The following is a 23,542-nucleotide window of genomic DNA, read 5'->3' on the forward strand; positions in this document are numbered from 1 at the left end:
TTATTTTCCTACAATTTTATTTTTCCCATCAAAAACAAATTGCCAAATATTCGTATCTCTTCTATTTACACTTCGTTTTTCGTTCACTGATAGAAGATTTACTTGATAGCATTGTATCATACTAAAAGAATGCGGCAATAACCAATTGATCATTTTTCAAAATAATTTTGTCCAGCTGCTTTTTTCAAGCGATTCATATAAGCATTCCCCAATCCAGTTTCTGGATATACTTGTACAAAAATCAAATCTAACCCAAGTGTTGGTTCATCTAATCCTCTTAGACCTGCAAACAATCCTTTAGCCGCCGCTTCTACTGAGTTGTCGTTATACATATAAACAGCTGCAGTATCTGTCCGCACTTGATCCGAAATTTCGGGGCTTGCTATGACACCTACACGGATCTTCTTATTTTTTGCCCATTGAACTGCAGTTGACCAATCGCCCTCTCTGACCATCAGAACACGTGTATCGGGTGAGTAGTGCTTGTATTTCATCCCAGGCGCTTTTGGTGTTTCATTTTCTTTTACAAGATGCTGATCAATAGCAACAGGAGATTCGATGACTGCTTCGATTTGTTCTTTCGTTACTGCACCTGGTCGTAAGATCATAGGCATGGCTGTTGGATCACTTAAATCAAGAACAGTGGATTCTACTCCAATTCGCGTAGCTCCATCATCAATGATCCCGGTAATTTTTCCTTGTAGATCATGGAATACATGATCTGCAGTTGTCGGACTTGGTTTTCCCGACGTATTTGCACTTGGACCGACAAGCGGAACCCCTGAAAGTTCGATTACTTCTAGTGTTTTTTTGTTATCCGGCATACGAAATGCAGCTGTGGATAATCCTCCTGTTACAACTGAGGGCAAGGTATCTTTTTTGATTTTAAATATCAAAGTTAGTGGTCCAGGCCAGAAGTTCTTCACAATCTTCTCTGTTTCTGGATGAAAGTTGTCCACATACTCTTTTACTTGTTCAAAAGAGGCGACATGGACGATCAATGGATTGTCTTGAGGTCTTCCTTTTACAGAAAACACTTTCTTGACAGTATTTGGCAATAGAGCATTGGCGCCCAATCCATACACTGTTTCAGTAGGAAAAGCAACAAGTTCTCCTGCTTTCAGTGCTTTGGCTGCCTCTTTTAATTCAGTTTCATCATAACGTTTCGTTTCCACAGTTTATCCACAACCCCTTTTTCATACGTTCTTGTTTTATCCAACTTTATCCTCAAGTTTTCCACTGACTGTGGATCATTCGTTTGTCAATAGTGGATAAACTTGTTGATAAGCCAAAAAGTCGTTTACATCCTTGTCAAATTAGTGTTTTTTTATAATAAAAAAACAAATAAAAATTTTTTCATCCACAGCTTCAACTGTAGACTTGGATCATTCGTTCATTACCAAAAAGATCCTTTTTTATCGCCACTTTTTTATCTGGAAATGCTTGCTGGAATATTTTTTTTACTGCTTCACCTTGGCGAAATCCGATTTCTAAAAAAATCTTTCCATTTGGTTTTAGTACGCTTGGTGCTTCAACTGCTATTTTTTCATAAACAGCTAATCCATCGTTCTCCGCAAAAAGGGCCATCTTAGGTTCGAATGACCGGACACTTTCATCCATCAGTTCCCATTCATTCCGACTGATGTACGGCGGATTAGAAATAATCACATCAAATCGCCGATCCTGTACTGGTTCCAATGTATTCCCATGGTAAAAACTGATTTTCGTTCCTTCGTGCTGAGCATTTTCTTTCGCGACTTCTAATGCTTCTTCAGAAAGATCTACGGCAGATACATGCCAATTTTTTCTTGCTGCTTTCAAACTAATAGCAATCGCCCCAGTCCCTGTCCCGATATCTATCACTTCCAATGGTACATCAGGCGTCTCGTCTAAACACCACTCCACTAACTCTTCTGTTTCTGGTCGAGGAATCAGTGTTGCTTCGGTTACCTTCAACCGATGATCATAAAAATCTGCGTATCCTAGCAAATACTGAGGCGGATGATCTGCAAGCAGAAGTCGCAGATCTGTTTCGATCAACTGTTGTTCTTCTTCTGAAATCTCTTCGTTCATATGAAGGAGCCAATCAAGTTTTTTCCATTGTTTTCGTTCCAAAAATAAAAATTGGATACTGTATGCTTCTTTTCCATGATCCTCTAAAAAAGAAGAAGCCCGTGACAGGACTTCTCGATAGGTCATTTTACCCATTTTGCATAGCTTCCAGTTTTGATGTTTGATCATACATGATCAATGCATCAACGATTTCATCCAATTTCCCTGCTAAAATCTGATCTAATTTTTGGATAGTTAATCCGATACGGTGATCAGTCACGCGATTTTGTGGGAAATTATACGTCCGAATCCGTTCTGAACGATCCCCAGTTCCGACTGCTGATTTTCGATTGGCATCATATTCACTTTGTGCTTCTTGTTGGATCTTATCATACACACGAGCACGCAAGATCTTCATTGCTTTTTCACGGTTCTTGATCTGAGAACGTTCATCCTGCATAGCAACGACGATCCCTGTTGGTAAGTGAGTCAAACGTACCGCAGATGCTGTTTTATTGACGTGCTGTCCGCCAGCACCTGAAGCATGATAGATATCTGTGCGGATATCTTTGTCTTCAATATCGATCTCTACTTCTTCAGCTTCTGGCATCACGACAACTGTCGCTGTGGAAGTATGGATACGCCCTTGCGATTCAGTTGAAGGAACACGTTGGACACGATGTGCACCACTTTCATATTTTAATTTCGAATAAACATTCTCTCCGGTAATCATCATAATCACTTCTTTGTATCCACCGATCCCGGTAACATTTGCTTCCATCACTTCTGTTTTCCAACCTTGTGCTTCAGCATACTTTTGGTACATATTGAAAAGATCACCCGCGAATAAGGCTGCTTCGTCTCCACCTGCTGCTCCGCGGATTTCCATGATGATATTTTTATCGTCATTTGGATCTTTTGGTAAAAGCAAGATCTTGATTTTTTCTTCTAAGACTTCTTTTTCTTTTTTTAACTCAGATAATTCTTCTTTTGCTAGTTCAGCCATTTCATCATCCAGTTTTTCACCAAGCAGTTCTTCTGTATCGGTGATCCCTTGTACTACTTCTTTATAACGACGATAAACTTCGACTGTTTCGCGCGTGTTTGCTTCTTCTTTTGAAAGCTGCATAAAGCGCTTTGTATCAGAAATCACTTCTGGGTCACTTAAAAGTTCTCCAAGCTCTTCATAACGGTCTTCAATTGATTGTAATTGATCGTACATGCTTATTCTCCTTCTGTAATCATTGATGGATGAAAGTAATGTTTTCGACAAACGGGGTAATAAGCTTCATTTCCGCCAATTTGCACTTGATCGCCTTCATAAACAGGTTTCCCATCAATATAATGTAAATTCATGATTGCTTTTTTGTGGCAGAACCAACAGATCGTTTTCATTTCTTCAATCTTGTCTGCGTAAAGCAATAAATATTTTGATCCTTCAAATAACTCGTTTCGAAAATCATTTTTCAAACCAAACGCCATAACCGGAATATCCAATTCATCCACGATTCTCGTAAAAGCAATGACATGTTTCTTTTTTAAGAACTGCGCTTCATCGATCAGCACACAATAGGGTTTGCTTTCCATGTTCTGAATCACGTCAAATACGTCTGTTTCTTCAAATATCGGCATTGCTTCACGTTTCAGTCCGATTCGGCTTGAAACAACGCCTAAACCATCTCTCGTATCAATACCGCTTGTCATCAAGACAACTGGTTTATTTTGTTCTTCATAATTATGTGCGACTTTTAGGATCTCGATTGTCTTGCCGCTATTCATTGCGCCATACTTAAAAAATAGTTGTGCCATGCTCTTTTTCACCTTCCAGTTTGTTCCTATGGTATTATACTTGATTTTCAACATTTTTTACAGTGAGAATTTTCATCAAGCACAGATTATCGTTCAAATCCCTTGCTTACTTTTGTTCCAATTTTTTGACAAGAACTAAATAAGGCGATCCATTTATCTTATCTTTCTAGAAAAATTTCTGTCCTTGAAAATTCTTAGGATTTATAAAAATAAGTACATCTGCTAAATACTTTCTTTTTGAATTGAGTATAGCATGTTTTCTTTCTTTTCACGTGCTATAATAAGTTAAAATTCCAAAGTTTTATGTAAGGAGCTATTTGATGACAAAAAATATTTTTGATTCCATCGCTAATCATTATGATTCCCCTGACCGTCAAGCATTAGCCAAGATTATTCGCGAAGAACTAACAACTTATCTACCGCGCGACAGCCACCAAAAAGTCCTGCTGGATTACGGAGGCGGAACTGGGCTTGTGAGTTTACCGCTTGCGGAAAGATTCAAAGAACTGATCATTGCCGATGCTTCAGAAACTATGTTGAAAATGGTAGAAGAAAAGATCCAAGCAGCAGATCTGAAAAATGTCCGAACGATCCACGCTGATGCTTCTGTCGAATTTCCTGCTATCCAAGCAGATGTGATCCTTCTATCACTCGTACTTTTGCACATTCCTGATACGAAGACTATTCTCATGAAACTTTTCGAACTTTTAGCTCCTGGCGGTCAACTGATTATTGTAGATTTTGACAAGAATGAACAAATCAGTCATCCGAAAGTCCATAATGGCTTTATCCAAGAAGAATTGAACGATCGATTGAAAAAAACTGGCTTTGTCTCTACTGCTAGTCATACTTTTCATCGTGGAGAAAAGCTATTTATGAACAAAAACGCTTCGCTTTTCCTATCCATCAGCCAAAAAGCTTAAAAAGAAGCTGTGACAAAAATATGTCACAGCTTCTTTTTTCGTTTAAACGGTGTTCCAAAAGCAGTTTCTTATTTCTTGAAGCTGACCACTTCTGTCACAACCTCTTCTTTTTATTTTTTCATCAAATGATTTTGATTTCGGAAAGAGGCCAGTAGCGGAAAACAACTTTGCCTTGGATCATATCTTTGTCGACTAACCCAAACATTCGGCTGTCTTTTGAAATCAAACGGTTATCACCCAGAACAAGATACTTTCCTTTTGGCACAGTATATTCAAAATCGCTCGTAAAGGTAGAGGCACTTTCTGCTTGTGCTTGGAACCCTGAACTATAAGCATACTCTCCTTGTAACTTATCTTCTGAAAATTCTTTTTTGAACTTATCTAGATAAGGCTCATCATACTTTTTGCCATTAATGGTCAACTGGTCATTTTCCATCTTAACTGTGTCCCCAGGCATACCAATGATTCGTTTAACGATCATTCGTTCTTCATCCCCTGGTTCCTTCGTAGTAATGATGTCCATTCGTTCATAGTTCGAGATTTTAGATGAAATCAGTCGTTGTCCATCACTTAATGTAGGGTCCATCGAATGTCCGTTTACAGTGACTGGTGTAAACACGTACACTCTAGCTAATAAAATAGCCGCTAATACAAGGATCAGAATCCCCCAATTTTTCAAAAATTCTTTCACAGCTTACCTCCTACTTATATTTCCTCGTTATTTATTACATTTTTTTACGATATTTCATTGTACTCTCTTTATTCTACAATGTTTATAAATGAAAGGAAAGAATAAGTGACGTGTTCGTTCTATTTTTCTCGTTATATAAAAAAGGGGCATGACAAAAGTCATGTCACATCCCCTTATGAATGTCTTCTTCTTTGGCTCCGACTATAAACAACTTGTTCTTCTTGTGATTGTGCTTTTTTTGCAATTAATTTCAGGCGATAAGGCTCATGATAACGCAACCCGTCTTTGACAAAATCACCGCCAACGATGAACAATCCGACAGGTTCTAATGTGTCTTCTGTTGAGCTCAGCCGAATGGTCCCTACTTTTTCCATGTCCGAGTAGCTTCGTCCAATATTTAGAACATACTCTTTCTCTCCTGTTTTCTTGACATAGTAATAAGGATACAACGTATTTCTATCGACAAGAAATCCATCCATGCGACCGAGTTCATTTATTTTGATCTCACCATTTCCAATCAAGTACCGCATATTCTCGGCTAATTTCAATTGGTAATCTTCGTCATAAGAAACCATGACCTCTTGTGTATTCACTTTATCGATCGAATTTCCATTATTGATTGTTTCTTCTGTCTGGATGTTGAACGCTTCATCAGGCAAATACTTCACAAAAAGCTGTGTGACATCGGCTTTCGTGTTTTTATCTAAAAAGTAATAAAATACATTTAAAACAGTAAAATAAACAAGCACTAGAAATGCAAGTCCATATAAGAAAAATTGAAGATAGTTTTGGTTTTGCCAAAGTCCATAAACAATTCTCAATAAATAAAGCGTGGGGATCACACTTAAAATCGTATATCCACGGTTAAGATATTTAGGACTGATGTCTAAATAGCCAAGGAATTTATGCACCCCATTGATAAGGTCTAGTAAAAATGTCATTGAGAATCACCTGCTTGTTGGTTATACGTTTGGGTATTTCCTGAATCTTGGTTTTGCTGTGCTGTACGTGCTGCATCATCATTTTGCGTGTTATCATCTACAGTCGTACTGCTTGGTATCGTTTCGGAGCTAGCACTTGTATCCGGACTTGTACTTGGATTGGTTGAATCCGATGAAGTGCCATCTGGTACCGTATTGCTTGTTTCGCTTGAGCTGTCAGTTGTATATGTCTCATCATACGACGAACTAGTTGTTGTGTCGTCCCATGTACTTGTCGTAGTGGTTTCATTCAAACTTTCCGTTGTTGTTGGTTCAGATGTCGAGACTGAAGTAGTTGGTGTTGTTTCTTCTACAGTACTAGAACTTGAACTGGGTGCACGGTAGCTGGAACTATTCACAATACCTGTAGTAGTCGCGACAATCGTCGAGATTGTTAATACAGCGATTGGCTTCAAAATAGGTGCTACTTTTCGCATCTTATCTCTTCCTTCATTGAAATTTATTCTTGTTTTCTTACTTTACTACGGACAAATTATACAGTCTACCTTATTTCTACCATAAATTCTTTATTTTTTTCTTACGTTTTTCCGAAAGATTTCTTTAATTTTCATCAAAAACTACGGTCGATGTTTTTAAGTAAGCTTTTGCTTCCCGATTGATTTCTTTCAGATCACATCCTTGCTGCTTGGCAGCGAACACGCAACCACAATAACATTGGCGATAGATATCATACTCTTTGCACATTTGCAAAGAGCGTTCATAGCCTTTGTTTTTCTTGAAATCACTTGGCAAATATTGTGTCCCGTAAATCTTTTGGATATCCATTCCGATTTGATTGATCAAGGCTGCATTTTTCTTTGGTGAGATCGTCAGGGCACTTCCAAAGTAATCGTATCCTAGTTCTTGCGCTTTTTGCGCAACAAGATCTAATCGCATATTGAAGCATGCACTGCAGCGAGCACCACCTTCTTTTTCGTCTTCAAGATGGTTTGTTAAAACCATTTTGGTGAATTCACTTGGACGGTATTCATCAACAATCAGCGCTACATGATGGTCAGTTTTCTCATTAAATTGGTCTACAAATCGTTTTTGTTCATGTAACCTCCGCAAATACTCACTTTTAGGATGGATATTCGAATTTGAAAAAAATAACGTGATATCTGCATATTGAGACATGAATTCCAACGTGTGCGTACTGCAAGGAGCACAGCATGTATGTATTAATATCTTAGGCTTTACTTCTTCTTTCTCCCATTGCATGATCATTTTTTTTAGAACTGTATCATAATTTATTTTTTGATTTTTCATTTTTTCTACGATTTGTTGGGCATTGATCAATTTGTTATTCCTCCTCCTTCTTTTTTCTAGGATTTGCTTTATTATAAGCCATTTCTATTTTAATCGAAAGCTGTATTGTTATCTGTTCAATAATTTCTTTGAGTATTCCTGATTCCCCTTGTATACTGATAGAAACGACTATTGTCAGGAGGATAGTACTGTGCATGTTGATTTATTCTTTCGAAGGCTGCAACGGCGAGGACAGAAGTTTGCTGCTAATCATTTCTCATCGATCCAAATCATCGTTTTTTATTATATATTGATGACGGTCTTATCACTCGTTCTATTTTATCTGCCGATTTTTCGCGAACCAGATAGCCATGTTTCTTTTGTGGACATGCTGTTCATGGCAATCAGTACAGTGAGCGTGACTGGACTATCGACTTTTGATATCAATTCTGTGTTCAATGATAACGGCATTATACTGCTGGAAATATTATTTCAAGTTGGTGGTTTGGGGATCATGATGATTTCTACTGCTTTTGTCATTTTTTCTAAACGACGAATCACATTGAAACAGCGGCAGCTGATCATGACGGATATGAATCAACCGCGTTTGTCTGGTATCGTCCGACTGATCCGGATTACTTTTGCTATTTTAATCTGGTTTCAATTACTTTTTGGGACATTCTTTTCTATTTATTTTTATTACAGAGGCTATTTTGATCGTTGGCGTGATGCCGTTTTTTACGGTTTTTATCAGGCGATATCGGCTGTCACGAACTCTGGATTTGACGTCACTGGGGATTCCATCAAGCCCTTTGCACATGACTATTTTTTCTTAATCCTAATCATGTTTTTGATTTTTGTCGGCGGAATTGGTTTTCCTGTATTGATGGAGTGTCGGGAGTGGCTATTATATAAACGTTCCAGTGCAAAGCTTCCATTTCGTTTTTCCTTGTTTACCAAATTGGCTGTGTTGGCTTTTGTCATCTTGTTTGTTTCGGGAACTATCTTAATTTATCTATTGGAAAAGGACCATTTATTCCAAGATTCCAGTATGAGTGTCAAATGGATCAATTCGATGTTTTATTCGATTACGACTCGTAATGCCGGTCTCCAGATTCACGATTTGGGTGATTTTCAGATTACGACACTGATCATTTTTTCTTTACTGATGTTTATCGGATGCAGTCCTAGTTCTGTAGGAGGCGGGATTCGAACAACTACTGTAGCAATCATCGGTTTGTATCTATACTCCTTCCTCAAGAGTGAAGGTAATATCAATATTTTTGGACGGAGAATCGATCAAGATGATGTGCGAAAGTCAGTCGTTGTCTTTATGCTTTCTCTTGGTATGTGTTTCTTTTGTATCGTTTTTTTATCTGCTACAGAGGAACAAACACTGATCTCGATCATCGTCGAAGTAACTTCTGCTTTTGGAACAACTGGTTTGTCCTTAGGGATTACCGGCGACTTGTCTGTTGTAGGGAAAATCACGATTGCTGCCCTGATGTTTATTGGGCGGATTGGAATGCTGTATACATTGATGCTGTTCGTACCAAAAGAAACCCGAGATCTGGGCTATGAATATCCAAGTGAGAAAATCATTATTGGTTAATAATGAAAAGACCGATGAAGAGTAATAATAAAATCACACCAGCTTGAAACAATCATTTTGTTTCAAGCTGTTTTTTTTAAATCATGCGGTTTTCTCCGATTTCATGCACTTTCAGCCGTAACCTTTTCTTAAGAATAAGAAAAGCAATTTAACCTTTTTTTCAACATATGGTATGATTAGTTGAATTTATTCGTCAGCAAATCGTTTTTGGAGGTTACATAATGGGAATACGCAGTCATTTTGCGATTGCAGTTGGGAAAACGTCGCAATGGGCATTAAAAACTTTTTTTAAAGGCGGATCAAGTTTACCAGGTAAACTAGCGCTGAAAGTCGATCCACATATATTGGATAGCTTGGCAAAAGACTACCAAGTCGTCGTTGTTACCGGAACAAACGGTAAAACATTGACTACCGCTTTAACAGTCAATATTTTGCGCCAGCAATTCGATGAAGTTCTAACCAACCCTACTGGTGCGAATATGGTACAGGGAATTGTATCGACTTTCTTGCAGGCAAAACCAAAAAAAGGACAGAAAAAATTTGCTGTCCTAGAAATAGATGAAGCAAGTTTGAGCAAAGTCACAGAATATATGAAACCAGAACTATTTTTATTTACAAATATTTTCCGTGATCAAATGGATCGGTATGGAGAAATTTATACGACCTATAAAATGATTGTAGACGGTGCCGCAAAGTCACCAAATGCAACGATTATCAGTAACGGTGATTCACCGATCTTCAATTCGATCGAAACAGTTAATCCTAGAAAATATTATGGCTTTGACCATGAAGAAGATCGTGAACAAATGGCGCATTACAATACAGACGGTGTCTTGTGTCCGAATTGTCATCACATCCTGCATTATAAAATGATCACTTATGCAAACTTAGGAAAATATTACTGTCCAAATTGTGACTTCAAACGTCCTGAACTGGATTACCGATTGACTGATATGGTACGGATGGACAATGTTTCAGCAGATTTTGTGATTGATGGTCATGAATATGGAATCGAAGTTGGTGGTATGTATAACGTCTACAACGCTTTAGCAGCTACTGCAGTGGCGGAGTACTTCAATGTCGATCCTGATAAAATCAAACAAGGTTTAGGATATGACGAGAAAGTGTTCGGCCGACAAGAAGTCATCAATATCAATGGAAAGAAATGTACATTAGTACTTGTCAAAAATCCTGTAGGCATCAATCAAGTAATCGATATGATTGGTCTAGCTCCTTATCCATTTTCTTTAGTAGCTTTATTGAATGCCAATTACGCAGATGGAATCGATGTCAGCTGGATTTGGGATGGTAATTTTGAAAACTTTGCCGATATGGATATCCCAGCCGTTATTTCTGGAGGAGATCGTCATACAGATATGACTTTACGTCTGAAAGTTGCCGGGATTCCAGAAAATAAATTGACAGAAACAAAAGAATTACCAGAAGTAATCGAAAAAATCAAAGAATTGCCAACTGAACATGTCTATATCTTAGCTACTTACACTGCTGTATTGCAGCTACGTAAAGAACTAGCGGCTCAAGGATTTATCAAAGGAGGAATGAATCATGGCTAATTATGAACTCAATATCGCCCACCTTTATGGAAATTTGATGAACACATATGGTGATAACGGAAACCTTTTGATGTTGAAATATGTAGCAGAAAAAATGGGGGTTTCTTGCCATACGGAGATCGTTAGTATACATGAACCTTTTGATGCTAATAAATATGACTTGGTTTTCTTTGGCGGTGGTCAAGACTTTGAGCAACTGATCATTTCAAAAGACATCCAGAAAAAGAAAGATTCTTTGATCAACTATATCGAAAATGATGGTGTCATGTTAGCCATTTGCGGTGGTTATCAATTGCTGGGTCACTACTACATGGGAGCCAACGGAGAAAAGATCCAAGGTATCAGTGCCCTGGATCACTACACATTAAGTCAGGAAAACAACCGGTTTATCGGTGACATTGTCATCCATAATGAAGAATTCAATGAAACTTATTATGGATTTGAAAACCACAATGGTCGGACTTTCTTAGGTAAAGGTGAACGGCCTTTGGGGAAAGTGGTACAAGGTCAAGGGAACAATGGGGAAGATCAATCCGAAGGTGTCATTTACCGAAATGTCTTCGGTTCTTATTTCCACGGACCTATCCTTGCAAGAAATGAGAAATTAGCAGCTCGCTTGATTCGCCTAGCTTTAGAACAACGTTACGGTGAAGAGTTGGACCTGCCCTATCTTGAAGGACAAACAGCCTAGTTATTCGAAAAAGGGGAATGTGACAAAAGTTGCGTCACATTCCCCTTTTTCGTATCCTATTTTAAGCGACTTGCTTGGCATAACGGTTCACGTTTTGCTTGATATTCCCGATTGTTTTCGGATCATTGATTCCTGTGACTTCTTGGATCAATTGTTCTAAGTTTTCATGGATCTTCATTTCATGCAGTTGACGGCTTTGTTCATCTTCAGGATCATAATAATTAAAAATAATACCCATTGTTGCCGTCAAATGTGGACAAGTCAAGTTATGTTCTTGCAGTTCTCTCATTGGCCGTGTAAACCGTTCTTGATAACCTAACTTACGTAATGGTGTCCGAGCGACACGTGTGATCGCATCAGAGATATATTTGTTTTGGAAACGATGGATGATTTTTTCAATATACGCATGATGCTGCTCTGAATCAAACCCCCATTTGGCAATCAGCAAACTTCCTGTTTCCTGCAGAACTGATTTTAATTGTGCTACAACTAACGCATCTTGCATTGCTTCATCAATGGTCTGGTAACCTAACAAGGCACCTGTATAAGCGACAGTCGCATGACCAGTATTGACACTAAATAGTTTGCGTTCGATATATGGTTCTAGATCATCTACATATAAAACCCCTTTTAATTGGATTTCTTTATTTTTTCTTTGGCTATCGTCAATGACCCATTCCTTGAAAGGTTCTACTTGGACGAATAAAGGATCTTCATGGTGTTGTAATGGGACGATTCGATCGACTGCTGCATTTGGAAAGCCGATATATTTGTCAGTAAATGATGTTTCTGGAAGATATTTATACACTTCTTTTTCTAGAAATGCTGAACCACCAATCATGTTTTCACAGGCAATGACATCTAAAGGTGTTGCGTTTCCTTCCATTTCTCTTGCTTGGATACCTTTTGCAATCAACTCGGCAATAAAAGGTAAGGTATTCGGGCCAATGGCGGTAGTGACTAAATCTGCTTCAGCGATTTCTTGGATTACTTTTTCTGGATTTGTTTGATTGTTGATTCCTTTGACATTTTTCACAGTGATTCTTTCTTTTGATTCATCTGCTAATTCGATTTCGTATTCTTTTCTTTCATTTAAAGCATCAATGATCGTGTGATTCACATCTACGAAAGTAATCTCAAATCCATTAGTTGCCAAAATTTCTCCAATAAATCCTCGACCGATATTTCCTGCACCAAAATGTACTGCTCTCATTTTTCTCTCTCCTTAAGCAATTGCTAGATTTTCCGTTACTTCTTCTTTGCTGAGCGCGTCTGCTAGTTGGACAACATTGTCCATATCACTGCAATAAAGTGCGATTTGCTGTACAAGTTGCAGATGCTCATCGCCGACTCCTGCTATACCGAACAAAACAGTCGCAATCTTTTCTTCTTCTTCCGTACCAAAATTGACACCGTCTGGCACCTGTACGACACAAATGCCGGATTTTTTCACATATTTTTTTGCTTCATCTGTTCCATGAGGAATCGCGATAAAATTCCCCATGTAAACAGATAACATGTTGTCTCTTTCTACCATGGCATCGATATATTCCTCATCAACGCATCCTGCTTCTACAAGCTTTTGACCGCAATAGCGGATCGCTTCTTCTTTGGTTTTAAATGATCGATTGAGTTCGATCATGTCGAATGGCAAACTTTGCATGCTGTTTTCCTCCCTTAAGCTGTCTGTTTCAAATATTGTGCAATTGATTCAAATTTTTGTGGGTTGACCATGCTATTAACCGATAAATGAATGGATTGCGGTGCAGCCATCTGTGCTTTTTCTGCTAAACTTTCTTTGGCTACGATCAGTGAATCAGGCTCCCCTTTTAACTCCTGGATGTTGACTTTTCGTAACGGGATAGTTAAATGGTTCTTGTCTAATATATCTTTGAGCACAGTCATTCCCATTGTTGCTGATCCCGAACGATCATCGTGGACAAGTAGAATCTCTTTGATTTGTTTGATGTTTGCTGAAAGAAACTCTTCTGTTGGCTCGTTCTTAGTTTCAGAAGTTGATGGTTCCTGTTTGCTGCTCAATTCTTGAATGATTTCATCATATCGAGGTGAATTCAAAAAGTTTTCTACTGAAACAAAACGCGCGTTCGGTGCTTTTTGTTTTGCTCTTTCTTGTAGTTCGACCTGAGTAACGATCAATGTATTCGAGTCATCTGTCAGTTGGCTGATTGCTTGGTTAGTCACCGTTTGAGGCAAGTCTGCTTCCTGTACTTTTTTTCTCAAAATCGAAGCGCCCATCGCACTTGATCCCATCCCTGCATCACAAGCAAAAATGATTTTTTGTACGCCAGATAGCGCAGTTCCTTGAGGAATACCTTGGGCACCTTTAGATGCTTGTTTAGCTGCTTTTGTCTCTTGCACAGACTTTTCAAAGTCTTCATTTGTATCTTTCGCATCCGCTTTCAAAATCACTGCAGAAATACCGAATGAAACAGCTGCGGCAACAATCACGCCCAAAATAACAGGAAGGTAAGAATTGAACGGTGTCATCGCTAGAATCGCAATGATTGATCCTGGAGAAGCTGGCGCTCTTAGTCCAGCATCCATCAATTGGAAAATGAAACTTCCTGACATTCCTCCGCCTATAACTGATAAGAATAATAACGGTTTCATCATGACGTAAGGAAAATAGATTTCATGGATCCCACCTAAAAAGTGGATGATCATAGCACCTGGTGCTGAAGATTTTGCTGCTCCTTTGCCAAACAAAGTAAAAGCAAGTAATACGCCAAGTCCTGGACCAGGATTTGCTTCAAGCAAGAATAGAATAGATTTTCCTGCATCTGCTACTTGTTCAGTTCCTAATGGTGTCAAAATCCCATGATTGATTGCATTATTCAAAAATAAGATTTTTGCTGGTTCAATAAAAATACTTGTCAATGGAATCAAATGGGCAGATAAAATGATCTCTACACCTTTTGCCATTGCTTGAGTCAATGTATCGACAACTGGACCAATCGCAGAAAAACCTAATAACGCTAATCCAAAACCGATAAGACCTGCTGAAAAATTATTGACCAACATTTCAAAACCGGATTTGATCCGTTTTTGGAACAGCTGATCAAATTTCTTGATAGCATATCCACCAAGAGGTCCCATGATCATCGCACCTAGCATCATTGGAATATCTGTTCCGACAATCACACCCATCGTTGCAATTGCTCCCACAACTGATCCGCGGTCACCAGCAATTACTTTTCCGCCAGTATAGCCGATCAATAAAGGAATCAGATAAGTTAGCATCGGGCTTACCATGGTAGCAAAAGCTTCATTTGGCAAATAACCATCTGGGATAAATAAAGCCGTTAACACACCCCAAGCAATCAGTGCTCCAATGTTTGGCATGACCATGCTTGATAAGGTACTGCCTAATTTTTGTACCCTCGCTTTTAGCGAAATGTTGTTTTTGGGAATCATCCGTTCCATTTTGTCTCTTCCTCTCTCCTTTTGATACTCTAATTGTATTCGCTTACTAAAAAGAGAAATAGTCGTACTTTGGCACGAAACTTTGTGCCAAAGGTTTGAGGATATCAGCAAAATAAAAAAATTTTGGGATCAGCAAACTTTACTTTTAAATAAACATGTTATTTTAACTTTTTTATAATATGTAAATAATAACTTTTGTCAGCATTTTATTTGGATGCTTTTTGTTTTATTATGATATTAAAATTTATATTGGAGACCTATCTATGACATTACTGATCAAAAACATGAACATGAAACGTGGTAAAAAACGTGTGATTCGACAATTGGATCTTTTAGTAGAATCAGGAGAAGTAGCTGCTTTGATTGCCCCGAACGGATTTGGCAAAACAACTTTGCTGAATGGCATTGCCCAACTGCTGCCAACAACTTATGATCAATTGTCCCTTCACAACATCTCTCCTACTGCTTATACAGATTATCGCCGGTCTTTCTTTTTTCTAGAATCAACGAATCAGTTATCCGACTATCTAACGGCTGTTGATTATTTGACTTTGATCAAATACTATTGGCAGAGCAAAGTAGAATGCTAAACTGTTTTCCAACGATTGAAGATGACTGAGTACCTTACTTTGCCGATTGGAAAAATGTCTCTAGGAATGAAACAACATGTCTTGCTTGCTGCTTACTTGATCAGTGATTCATCTGTCATGTTATTCGATGAACCGTTGAACGGGTTAGACCCAGGAAGTATTGATATCTTGAATAGGCTGATCAGACAATGGCAGGAAGAGGGGAAGACGATTCTTCTTTCTTCCCACGCTATCGCGAATATCCAATCGATTTGTTCTAAAGCATGTTTTCTAAAAAATGGAGAAATCGTCACAGAATCCTCAAATATGGAAGAGATTTTAGCTATTTATCGTCAATTGTATGAGGTGTAACTATGACTTTATTTACATTTGAACGCAATCTCTTACTAAAAAACAAAGTAAACTTTTTATTCCCTCTATTGTTGATCGTGCTCTTTGCATTCCCACTTTTTTTTGATCATGAACTTGCTTATACAGAATTCGATGAACTGAATCATAACTATGAAGAGACGCAACGTTTGATTGAAACGTTGAAAGAAGATGAGAATGAGAAAGAATTTGTGGAAAGTTTAGAGAAAAGCAACAAACTGATCGAAGCAATTTTACGTGCAAAAAACACAGGGAATGTCCAGGAAATGGTCGAAGCAACTTATCATTATGAAAAAGATATACTGGGCCGGCTGATTTCTGGTCAAAGACAAGGACTTCCAATCATTGAACAACAAAAACGTGTAGAGTTGCTCCGTTATATGAAAGAACATCAGATCCAAAGATATTCAATTTTTGACTTGCCAGCGCACCTCCCTTTAGCGAATTACTACGAAAATATTTTTTCAGGAATGATTTCTAGTTTTTTGATTTTATGTATAACCGCCTTGTTTCTTTCCTCGATCATCTCTTATGAAAAAAGAAAGCAGGTAATCTCTCTAGTCAATCTATTACCGGATAGTATGGTAAAGAAACATAGCATCCGTTTCACCGTTTATTATGGTGCAGCTATGCTAAGTCTCGTGATTCCATTTTTGTTCGTCTCTATACTAGTAGTAATCAAAAATGGTTTGGGCGACTTCCGTTATCCTGTAGGAACGATCATTGGTCAGGAGATACGAATCCTTCCGATGTATGCATATCTTTTCCAGAGTTTTCTGTTCTTGTTGTTGTGGGTGTTCTTTTTAAGTACGATCAGTTTTCTTCTATCTGCTTTATTTGAACATTCTCTAGTCAATCTTTTAGGTACACTTCTTTGTCTTTTCTTAGCAGAGTATCGCTTGTTTTCTTCGATTGGATGGATAGAATCAATCAGTCATTACTTGCCAACTTCTTATGTTGATTTTCAAAATGTGATCGTAGGAGGAGATATTTTCTCTCCACTAGCTTCAGAACAGGTTACTTTCATGAATGGTATCTTGACACTTGGTACATGGAGTATTGTTCTATTATTCATAGGTATGTGCGCTATCTATATAAAAAAGAGTTATTAAAACACAAAAATAATAGGAGCGGTGACAAAAATCTTGTCACCGTCTCCTATTTTTCACTTGGTTGAAGTTATTACTTGATGCAAGGCATCTTTTTTACTGAGAACATTGGTTATATATGTCCATGTTCAAAAATCATTTGGACTTCTTCAATGGTTTCCGCATCACTGAGTGCCATTACTTGGTCGATGTCTGAACAAAAAAAGGCTAAATCTTGTAGCACAGCTAACTGATGTTCTTTTTTTAAAGCCACTACAAATAAGAGTGTCGCGATTTTTGGTTCCTCTTTTGTTCCAAAGTCCACACCATCAGGTACTTGGACTAAATAGATCCCTTCTTCTACTACTTCTTCATCTTTGTCAGTCCCATGTGGCAAGGCTACGAAATTCCCGATATAGACACTCGCTTTTTCTTGTCTTTCGATCATTGATTGGATATATGCCGGTTTGATTCCCCCTTGTTGGGTCATCCACTGGCCGATCTCGGTCAACGCTTCTTTCCAATTTTGATAGGATTGATCGAGCAATATTTTTTCTGCTGGTAGCTGGATCATCTTTTCACCCTCATTTCTTTATTTCTTCAATCAGGATTTTCGCTAACAATTGATAAACGATTTCTTTATTTCCTGAGCGGAAGATCTCGGTGTTCAAATCGTTCATGATGATTGCTCCACTGATCTTTCCTAAAAGAATCCCGTCTTTTTCTTGGATTGGCGAAGGCGCCAGTATAACTAACATACGGGACAAATCGACTGGCTGTCTATCCATCCCGTCAATTGTCAACGGTTGTTTCAAATTGAAAATACAAAAGATCGGTTTAGAAACCAATGAGCTGGATGTATGGAATAACCCCATATTTGTATGAGGAATTCCGATAGGTGCTTGTTCATATCGCTTAAGCAGTCGGCGATGAACCACCTCTTCATCTGTTACTAGTCCTTCAGGAAAATAAGGAAATAAACTGCGAATCGTTTCAGAGACCGTATTAGGATTATCTAGTTCTTGAATAAAGAAACGATCAAGTAATTGATTGATTTGCTCCATGAAATGCATCGTTTCCTCATAAGTATCTTCTAGCATCCACTCGTTATTGCTGTTATACGTATTCTTTTGCCTTTTTTTCTTCTCAATATGCGAAAAAGCTTCTTTTAGCTGCTTGACTTCATCTTCTAGCAGTAGCGGGGAGACTAAAATATATTTTCCATCATATCCTGGTAGAATAGATGTAGAAATAACAATATCATATTCTTCTTGTAAATCAATTTTTTTCAAATCAGCGATCCGATAGAAATGAATCTGTTGAATGAAAGGAAAATACCGTTTCAAACGCAGTTCCAACATGCTAGTAGAAGCTAAGCCGCTTGGTGAGAATCCTGCGATACTGATATCGCTTTCTTTCGGGCTTCTTTCCAATGAATTTGCAAAATGAAGGACCATATATGCGATCTCTTCTTCTGATAATTTCTTTTCTTGAAAAATCCGCTCTACTGCTTTGCGGATTGCATTGGCAATTTCCTCATATTGAACCATGATTTTTTCTAAAATCGGATTAGTCAGTGTCTCTTCTTGTAAAACGGCTCTTGAAAACACACCAGACAAATGGGTCAAAAGCATTTTGTACAAGGTTTCATCTTCATAAAAATGGACATTCGTCTCTTCACTTACTTCTTGAATCAGTTGTTTTACTAAATAAGCAAGCTGTGTATCGAACGTTTCTTCAAAGAAATTCTGATCAAATGAGTTCGTGAAGTCATTTAATAATCCTGCAAAAAAGACGATCTCATTTACTGGGTAAAGTTGTTTTGTCTCAGAAGCAATCCGTGAGAATAATCGTTTAGCGGTCTGAAGCAATTCTTTGTTTGCCAGACCATTATACGTCTCATTTGTCAGTAAATGATTTTTCGTTACACGATCCATCGTCAATGTCAGCATCAAAACCAAATGTTCAAGTTTTCTATCACTTAGATTAGTCTTTTTTTGGATCAATTCTTCCCCGACTACTTGGCGTGCAAGAGACAGATGTTGCGGATCAACGAATCGAAAAAAGTAATTCAGCGATGAATCAAAAGGAATACTATGAAAAAGTTCATATTCATTGATTTCTAATTCTAATACATTCGCTGTTAGAAGCCGACGGTATTTTTCCGGTCCTACGATCTCATATCCTTGGTTCCGAATGATTTCCAAAGGCAGTTGGCGGATACTTTCTTCCAACTGTTTGATATCTGCATAAAAAGTAGTATTACTGATGCGGTATAATTCCATAAAATGAGCAAGACTCAACGGTTCTGTCGTTAGTAACAACTCGGCTAAAATTGCGTGTTGGCGTTTAGCAGTAGGCAAATCATCGCTTTTCCCCTCTGTATTTTCTTTTAATTGCTCCATTACTTCTTCCGATGCCTCAATGACAAACGAACCTCTTGCTACTTTTTTCAACGAAGCATTTACCGATTTCAATGAGACTTCAAGATTATCTAATTCGCGGTAAATGGTCCGCTTGCTGACTTTCAATAAATTCATCATTTTTTGGATAGTCACAGGTGAGGGACTGCTGAGAAATTCTGCTAATAATTGTTTTTCTCTGGGCGATAAGTACATCTTATTTTTCTCCCTTCACAAGTTTTTCGTATTCATTCGTAGCTACCCAATGTTCCACTAGGACTAGCTGAGGGATCTTTTCTTTTAGCTGTTCATTTACAGCTAGTTCTCTTTGGGCGATATAAATCGTTTCTTCTTGGATTTTGAGCTGTTCGATTGGTTCCTTTAAGATAACAAACTGTTTTTTCTCTTTTTTTGCTAATTGACTTAAAATCGCCATGCCCATGGTTTGTGAACCACGTCTATTATTTTTATACAAAAACACAACGTTGACGGGCGACTTTTTCTGTTCTATTACTTCTACTCTCTCTTTTTTTTCTTTCCAATTTGGTTCGTGGATTGCTTTTTTTATTCGTGACAGCAAGATATCTGTTTCCAAAAAGTGATTCAATACGAAAATTTGACTTTGAGGTACTTTTTCTCTTGCAAGATCCGCTAATTCATGTTGGACGATAACAAGCTGATTTACTTGATTGTTCAATTCATAGACAGAGCTGTATCCAACAGCGAGATCAATTTTTTCCGCTGCTAATTTTTTCTTCAGCAGGGCAGCTCCCATAGCGCTTGATCCCATGCCCGAGTCACACGCAAAAACGACAGAATGAATGGTAGATAGTTCCAAAATTTCTCCCCTTTCTTTGACCGTGTTGTCTCCTTCTTCTTTTTTCGGTAATTTCAATAGCAGCGTTGCACAAATGAAGGTCACAAATGTACTGATTGCTATCCCTATACTTACCCCAGCTAGTTGCGGATAAGGCGTATTGGCAAAAATCACGAGTAGTGACCCGGGCGATACAGGAGTAGCTAATCCCGCATCTAACCATTGGAATATCAACGTGCCACTTGCTCCACCAACCATTACAGCTAAAAATAGATACGGTCGCAGCAAGACAAATGGAAAATAGATTTCGTGAATCCCGCCAATCGCATGGATCATCAATGCTCCACTCGCATTTACTTTTTCCTGTTTTTCTGCAAAACAAAGGATAGCAAGTAAGATCCCTAAACCAGGTCCCGGATTTGCCTCCATCAAAAACAGGTAAGAGTACCCGACTGTTTGTGAGAATTCGATTCCTAAAGGTGTCAACACACCATGGTTGATTGCATTATTAAAAAATAGTACTTTTAGAGGTTCTAGGATCAAACTGACAAGCGGCAACAGATTCATTTTGACTAGCCAAGACACGACGGAGACAAGCAACAGGTGGAAACTATTTAAAGCTGGCTCAATAAAAACGATTCCAATTATACAAATAATACTACCAATCAGCCCTACTAGTAAGTTGCTGACAAGCATTTCATAACCACCTTTGAATTTCGCATGAAATCTAGAAACAAATTGTTCATACGAGATGCCGGCAAGCGGCCCTATAATCATCGCTCCTACGATTTGCGGGGCATCGGAACGAGCAATCAACCCTAAAGAAGCGATTGCGCCCGCGACTGCTCCTTTTTGTCCCCCTACCGATTTTCCGCCTGAATAGCTGATCAAGATTGGTAAAAGCAGTTGAATCATCCAGTGGCATACCTCTTCCAACGTGGCGTGCAAATCGCCAGACACACCTTTCATTACTAATGACAAGATTCCCCAAGCAATAAACAGACTTAGGTTTGGCATGATCATCTCATTCAAGTGGTGTCCGGCTTTTCTCAGTTGTTTCGTAAACACTCGACTGTTGCTGTTTGCTTTCCATTTGTATTCCATCTTTTTCACCATACTTCTATTTATTGATAGACGGATTTTATGTAGAAAAAGCAGCAAACGAAAACCGTCTGCCGCTTTCAGCTATCTGGGAACTATTTGCCTGGTTCAGACGCAATGATTGCTAGTTCACCTTGGACCGTCCACTCAGAAACGCCACTTGGAATGATACAGCTTGTTCCTTTTTCTAATGGATATGTTTTTCCGTCAACAACAAGGTCTCCTGCTCCTTCAATCACTGTCATCAACGTATAAGGGGCTTGTTTTTTGAAAGATGCGATTCCTTTAATATCCCACTCATATACATTGAAAAACTCAGTTTCTAAATAAGTGACGATCGATGAATTCCCTTTTCGAACTTCTTTGATTTGTAGTTCTGGTGTTTTGGCAGGGACAGTTGTTACATCGATCGATTGTTGGATATGCAGCTCTCTTGTTTGTCCTTGCGCATCTTTTCTGTCGTAGTCATACACGCGATAGGTCGTATCGGAGCTTTGTTGTGTTTCTAAAATCATGATCCCTTTACCAATAGCATGGATCGTTCCGCTTGGTACATAAAAGAAATCACCTTTTTTAACTGGTACTTTCTTCAAAAGATCATCCCAGCGCCCATTTTTGATCATCTCAGCTAGTTCTTCTCTTGTCTTTGCATGATGACCGTAGATGATTTCTGCACCAGGTTCAGCATCGATGATATACCAGCACTCAGTTTTTCCTAATTCACCTTCATGTTTCATCCCATAGGCATCATCTGGATGTACTTGTACAGATAGATCATCTTCTGCATCTAAGATCTTGATCAATAATGGAAACACTGGTTCTGAAGGATGGCCAAACAATTCCTTGTGTTCTGACCATAGTTCATCTAATCTTTTCCCTTTGAATTCGCCATTTTCTACTACACTGACACCATGAGGATGCGCACTGATCGCCCAATCTTCTCCGATTTTATCGTTAGGGATATCAAAACCGAAGACTGAACGTAAGCGGCTTCCTCCCCAAATTTTTTCTTGAAAAACTGGTTTTAAAAACATAGGTTCTTGCATAATTCAAACTCCTCTCATTTTTCATAGCTATTATAGCATTATTTCTGTAATACCGCTTTCTCTTTCAAAAAATTTTCAACAATTTCATCTCGACATATGAGATACTCCGCACGATGATCGACAGGATGTACGCGATTAGACAAAAATATCAACGCTTCTTGTGTTTTTATATCAATCAAGAAAAACGTACCTGTATAACCAGTATGAAAAAGAATCGCATGACCGTCTCCTACATCTTTTTTTAAATCCCACCCTAGAGAACGATAGCCATTTCTTTCTGGAGTTTGATCTTGTAGCAAAGAATCAATCGTTTCTTCTTTTAAAAACCGACCATTACTGATTTTTCCCTTGTTCAAATACATTTGGACAAAAGTAATGCTGTCGTTCAAATCGATAAAGAGCCCAGCATTTCCTGCATGTTCAGCTAAAACTCTTGCTTTCGGATCATGAGTTTGTCCACGCAAAACCTCACCCGAAGGCAGTTGTTCTGTGGGAACGATTTTTTTGGAAGGAAAAGGAAGAAATAAGCTGTTCATCATTTCTAATGGTTCCAATACTTGTTCTTGAAAGATTTCCACTGCAGTTTCTTGGTAAATTTTTTCCAGCATCAATCCAAGAAGAATCGTTCCGGCATCTGTATATTTTACTTCTTTTCCTAGTTGCTCACCTGGTTCTAGCTTCAAATAAGCGGCAATCAATTCTTCCTGAGATAGCTCATCTCTGTTTGGTATCCATGTTTTGATATCAGAAGTATGTGTCAGTAAATGACGCAAAGTGATTGTCTGATTTTCGAATTCAGAAAGATATTTATGCAGTGGTTGATCGAGTTCTATTTTTCCATCCTCTAATAGACGCAAAACTAATGAAGTGGTTGCAACGACTTTCGTCAGTGATGCTGCATCAAACAACAGATCTTCTGTCATCGGCTGTTTTTCAGGAACGACTTGGGCAAAGCCAGCTGTAAATGATTCTACTTGATTTTCTTTGATGAAGGCGGCTGCTACACCTGGATAAAATCCTTCTTCCATTTTTTTCAAAATAAGCTGTTTCGTTTGTGGGTACATCTTTTTCTCCTGCTTTTCTGTCAGATTCTTACAGTCCAAGC

General features: G+C 38.3%; 21 protein-coding genes and 1 pseudogene. 6 read left to right on the forward strand and 16 right to left on the reverse strand.

Annotated features, from left to right (window positions below):
* Positions 1-149: 149 nt before the first annotated feature.
* The 4 genes from OZZ83_RS05425 to OZZ83_RS05440 form a co-directional block, all read right to left on the reverse strand.
* Positions 150-1,175 (reverse strand): L-threonylcarbamoyladenylate synthase, encoded by a 1,026-nt coding sequence (locus tag OZZ83_RS05425; RefSeq protein WP_002320384.1) that lies wholly within the window; start codon positions 1,173-1,175, stop codon positions 150-152.
* 193 nt (positions 1,176-1,368) lie between these two features.
* Complete coding sequence (gene prmC / locus OZZ83_RS05430) at positions 1,369-2,208, reverse strand: peptide chain release factor N(5)-glutamine methyltransferase (RefSeq protein WP_002310113.1); 840 nt, start codon at positions 2,206-2,208, stop codon at positions 1,369-1,371.
* Positions 2,201-3,274 carry a peptide chain release factor 1 gene (gene prfA, locus OZZ83_RS05435; RefSeq protein ID WP_002291519.1) on the reverse strand — a complete coding sequence of 358 codons (1,074 nt, stop codon included), beginning with the start codon at positions 3,272-3,274 and terminating at the stop codon, positions 2,201-2,203. Before prfA ends, prmC begins: the two co-directional genes overlap by 8 nt.
* Positions 3,275-3,276: 2 nt before the next feature.
* The gene (locus OZZ83_RS05440; RefSeq protein ID WP_002291517.1) at positions 3,277-3,861 is read right to left on the reverse strand and encodes a thymidine kinase; all 585 of its coding nucleotides are present in this window, start codon (positions 3,859-3,861) and stop codon (positions 3,277-3,279) included.
* 320 nt (positions 3,862-4,181) lie between these two features.
* On the opposite strand from OZZ83_RS05440, the gene OZZ83_RS05445 reads away from it, so the two are divergent.
* Positions 4,182-4,784 carry a class I SAM-dependent methyltransferase gene (locus tag OZZ83_RS05445; RefSeq protein WP_002314093.1) on the forward strand — a complete coding sequence of 201 codons (603 nt, stop codon included), beginning with the start codon at positions 4,182-4,184 and terminating at the stop codon, positions 4,782-4,784.
* Between the two features lie 121 nt (positions 4,785-4,905).
* Here OZZ83_RS05445 and lepB read toward each other — a convergent pair whose 3' ends face one another.
* The 4 genes from lepB to OZZ83_RS05465 form a co-directional block, all read right to left on the reverse strand.
* Positions 4,906-5,475 (reverse strand): signal peptidase I, encoded by a 570-nt coding sequence (gene lepB, locus OZZ83_RS05450; protein WP_002316795.1) that lies wholly within the window; start codon positions 5,473-5,475, stop codon positions 4,906-4,908.
* A 173-nt stretch (positions 5,476-5,648) separates the two neighbouring features.
* Complete coding sequence (locus tag OZZ83_RS05455) at positions 5,649-6,416, reverse strand: DUF6681 family protein (protein WP_002310109.1); 768 nt, start codon at positions 6,414-6,416, stop codon at positions 5,649-5,651.
* Complete coding sequence (locus OZZ83_RS05460) at positions 6,413-6,892, reverse strand: hypothetical protein (protein WP_002310106.1); 480 nt, start codon at positions 6,890-6,892, stop codon at positions 6,413-6,415. Before OZZ83_RS05460 ends, OZZ83_RS05455 begins: the two co-directional genes overlap by 4 nt.
* Before the next feature lie 124 nt (positions 6,893-7,016).
* The gene (locus OZZ83_RS05465; protein ID WP_002310105.1) at positions 7,017-7,754 is read right to left on the reverse strand and encodes an epoxyqueuosine reductase QueH; all 738 of its coding nucleotides are present in this window, start codon (positions 7,752-7,754) and stop codon (positions 7,017-7,019) included.
* 160 nt (positions 7,755-7,914) lie between these two features.
* On the opposite strand from OZZ83_RS05465, the gene OZZ83_RS05470 reads away from it, so the two are divergent.
* The 3 genes from OZZ83_RS05470 (at position 7,915) to OZZ83_RS05480 (ending at position 11,580) form a co-directional block, all read left to right on the forward strand.
* Positions 7,915-9,315, forward strand: coding sequence for a TrkH family potassium uptake protein (locus OZZ83_RS05470; RefSeq protein ID WP_025478092.1), 1,401 nt, complete (start codon positions 7,915-7,917; stop codon positions 9,313-9,315).
* A 221-nt stretch (positions 9,316-9,536) separates the two neighbouring features.
* On the forward strand, positions 9,537-10,889 hold the full coding sequence (locus tag OZZ83_RS05475; protein ID WP_002310102.1) for a Mur ligase family protein: 1,353 nt from the start codon (positions 9,537-9,539) through the stop codon (positions 10,887-10,889).
* Entirely contained in the window at positions 10,882-11,580 is a 699-nt protein-coding gene (locus OZZ83_RS05480) for a type 1 glutamine amidotransferase (RefSeq protein ID WP_002310101.1), read from the forward strand. The genes OZZ83_RS05475 and OZZ83_RS05480 overlap by 8 nt, the downstream gene beginning before the upstream one ends.
* A gap of 61 nt (positions 11,581-11,641) precedes the next feature.
* Here OZZ83_RS05480 and OZZ83_RS05485 read toward each other — a convergent pair whose 3' ends face one another.
* The 3 genes from OZZ83_RS05485 to OZZ83_RS05495 are packed head-to-tail and all read right to left on the reverse strand — an operon-like array spanning position 11,642 to position 15,024.
* Complete coding sequence (locus OZZ83_RS05485; RefSeq protein WP_278023424.1) at positions 11,642-12,793, reverse strand: mannitol-1-phosphate 5-dehydrogenase; 1,152 nt, start codon at positions 12,791-12,793, stop codon at positions 11,642-11,644.
* A 12-nt stretch (positions 12,794-12,805) separates the two neighbouring features.
* Positions 12,806-13,243, reverse strand: a complete 438-nt coding sequence (locus OZZ83_RS05490) for a PTS sugar transporter subunit IIA (protein WP_002291499.1) — start codon at positions 13,241-13,243, stop codon at positions 12,806-12,808.
* 14 nt (positions 13,244-13,257) lie between these two features.
* The gene (locus tag OZZ83_RS05495; protein WP_325066019.1) at positions 13,258-15,024 is read right to left on the reverse strand and encodes a PTS mannitol-specific transporter subunit IIBC; all 1,767 of its coding nucleotides are present in this window, start codon (positions 15,022-15,024) and stop codon (positions 13,258-13,260) included.
* 263 nt (positions 15,025-15,287) lie between these two features.
* Here OZZ83_RS05495 and OZZ83_RS05500 point away from each other — a divergent pair.
* Together OZZ83_RS05500 and OZZ83_RS05505 are read left to right on the forward strand one after the other, a co-directional pair.
* Positions 15,288-15,965, forward strand: a pseudogene (locus OZZ83_RS05500) (ATP-binding cassette domain-containing protein).
* Between the two features lie 2 nt (positions 15,966-15,967).
* Positions 15,968-17,095, forward strand: a complete 1,128-nt coding sequence (locus tag OZZ83_RS05505; protein WP_002310095.1) for an ABC transporter permease — start codon at positions 15,968-15,970, stop codon at positions 17,093-17,095.
* Between the two features lie 109 nt (positions 17,096-17,204).
* Here the strand turns inward: OZZ83_RS05505 and OZZ83_RS05510 are convergent, their stop codons facing one another.
* The 5 genes from OZZ83_RS05510 to OZZ83_RS05530 form a co-directional block, all read right to left on the reverse strand.
* Complete coding sequence (locus OZZ83_RS05510; RefSeq protein ID WP_002287254.1) at positions 17,205-17,645, reverse strand: PTS sugar transporter subunit IIA; 441 nt, start codon at positions 17,643-17,645, stop codon at positions 17,205-17,207.
* Positions 17,646-17,655: 10 nt separating this feature from the next.
* Positions 17,656-19,689, reverse strand: coding sequence for a BglG family transcription antiterminator (locus OZZ83_RS05515; protein WP_278023425.1), 2,034 nt, complete (start codon positions 19,687-19,689; stop codon positions 17,656-17,658).
* Between the two features lies 1 nt (position 19,690).
* Positions 19,691-21,394 carry a PTS transporter subunit EIIC gene (locus OZZ83_RS05520; RefSeq protein WP_002320382.1) on the reverse strand — a complete coding sequence of 568 codons (1,704 nt, stop codon included), beginning with the start codon at positions 21,392-21,394 and terminating at the stop codon, positions 19,691-19,693.
* 92 nt (positions 21,395-21,486) lie between these two features.
* A complete protein-coding gene (manA, locus tag OZZ83_RS05525) occupies positions 21,487-22,437 on the reverse strand; it encodes a mannose-6-phosphate isomerase, class I (RefSeq protein WP_002314101.1) in 951 nt (316 codons plus the stop codon).
* 38 nt (positions 22,438-22,475) lie between these two features.
* Positions 22,476-23,501 (reverse strand): serine hydrolase domain-containing protein, encoded by a 1,026-nt coding sequence (locus OZZ83_RS05530; RefSeq protein WP_325066020.1) that lies wholly within the window; start codon positions 23,499-23,501, stop codon positions 22,476-22,478.
* Between the last annotated feature and the right edge of the window lie 41 nt (positions 23,502-23,542).

Source organism: Enterococcus sp. E5-162 (assembly GCF_035725965.1).
GTDB lineage: Bacteria > Bacillota > Bacilli > Lactobacillales > Enterococcaceae > Enterococcus_B > Enterococcus_B lactis.

Excerpts from the sequence above, each read along its gene's own strand:
- prmC (WP_002310113.1), bottom strand. The coding sequence starts at position 2,208 with ATGGGTAAAATGACCTATCGAGAAGTCCTGTCACGGGCTTCTTCTTTT.
- prfA (WP_002291519.1), bottom strand. The coding sequence starts at position 3,274 with ATGTACGATCAATTACAATCAATTGAAGACCGTTATGAAGAGCTTGGA.
- OZZ83_RS05440 (WP_002291517.1), bottom strand. The coding sequence starts at position 3,861 with ATGGCACAACTATTTTTTAAGTATGGCGCAATGAATAGCGGCAAGACA.
- OZZ83_RS05445 (WP_002314093.1), top strand. The coding sequence starts at position 4,182 with ATGACAAAAAATATTTTTGATTCCATCGCTAATCATTATGATTCCCCT.
- OZZ83_RS05455 (WP_002310109.1), bottom strand. The coding sequence starts at position 6,416 with ATGACATTTTTACTAGACCTTATCAATGGGGTGCATAAATTCCTTGGC.
- OZZ83_RS05460 (WP_002310106.1), bottom strand. The coding sequence starts at position 6,892 with ATGCGAAAAGTAGCACCTATTTTGAAGCCAATCGCTGTATTAACAATC.
- OZZ83_RS05475 (WP_002310102.1), top strand. The coding sequence starts at position 9,537 with ATGGGAATACGCAGTCATTTTGCGATTGCAGTTGGGAAAACGTCGCAA.
- OZZ83_RS05480 (WP_002310101.1), top strand. The coding sequence starts at position 10,882 with ATGGCTAATTATGAACTCAATATCGCCCACCTTTATGGAAATTTGATG.
- OZZ83_RS05485 (WP_278023424.1), bottom strand. The coding sequence starts at position 12,793 with ATGAGAGCAGTACATTTTGGTGCAGGAAATATCGGTCGAGGATTTATT.
- OZZ83_RS05490 (WP_002291499.1), bottom strand. The coding sequence starts at position 13,243 with ATGCAAAGTTTGCCATTCGACATGATCGAACTCAATCGATCATTTAAA.
- OZZ83_RS05495 (WP_325066019.1), bottom strand. The coding sequence starts at position 15,024 with ATGGAACGGATGATTCCCAAAAACAACATTTCGCTAAAAGCGAGGGTA.
- OZZ83_RS05505 (WP_002310095.1), top strand. The coding sequence starts at position 15,968 with ATGACTTTATTTACATTTGAACGCAATCTCTTACTAAAAAACAAAGTA.
- OZZ83_RS05510 (WP_002287254.1), bottom strand. The coding sequence starts at position 17,645 with ATGATCCAGCTACCAGCAGAAAAAATATTGCTCGATCAATCCTATCAA.
- OZZ83_RS05515 (WP_278023425.1), bottom strand. The coding sequence starts at position 19,689 with ATGTACTTATCGCCCAGAGAAAAACAATTATTAGCAGAATTTCTCAGC.
- OZZ83_RS05520 (WP_002320382.1), bottom strand. The coding sequence starts at position 21,394 with ATGGAATACAAATGGAAAGCAAACAGCAACAGTCGAGTGTTTACGAAA.
- manA (WP_002314101.1), bottom strand. The coding sequence starts at position 22,437 with ATGCAAGAACCTATGTTTTTAAAACCAGTTTTTCAAGAAAAAATTTGG.
- OZZ83_RS05530 (WP_325066020.1), bottom strand. The coding sequence starts at position 23,501 with ATGTACCCACAAACGAAACAGCTTATTTTGAAAAAAATGGAAGAAGGA.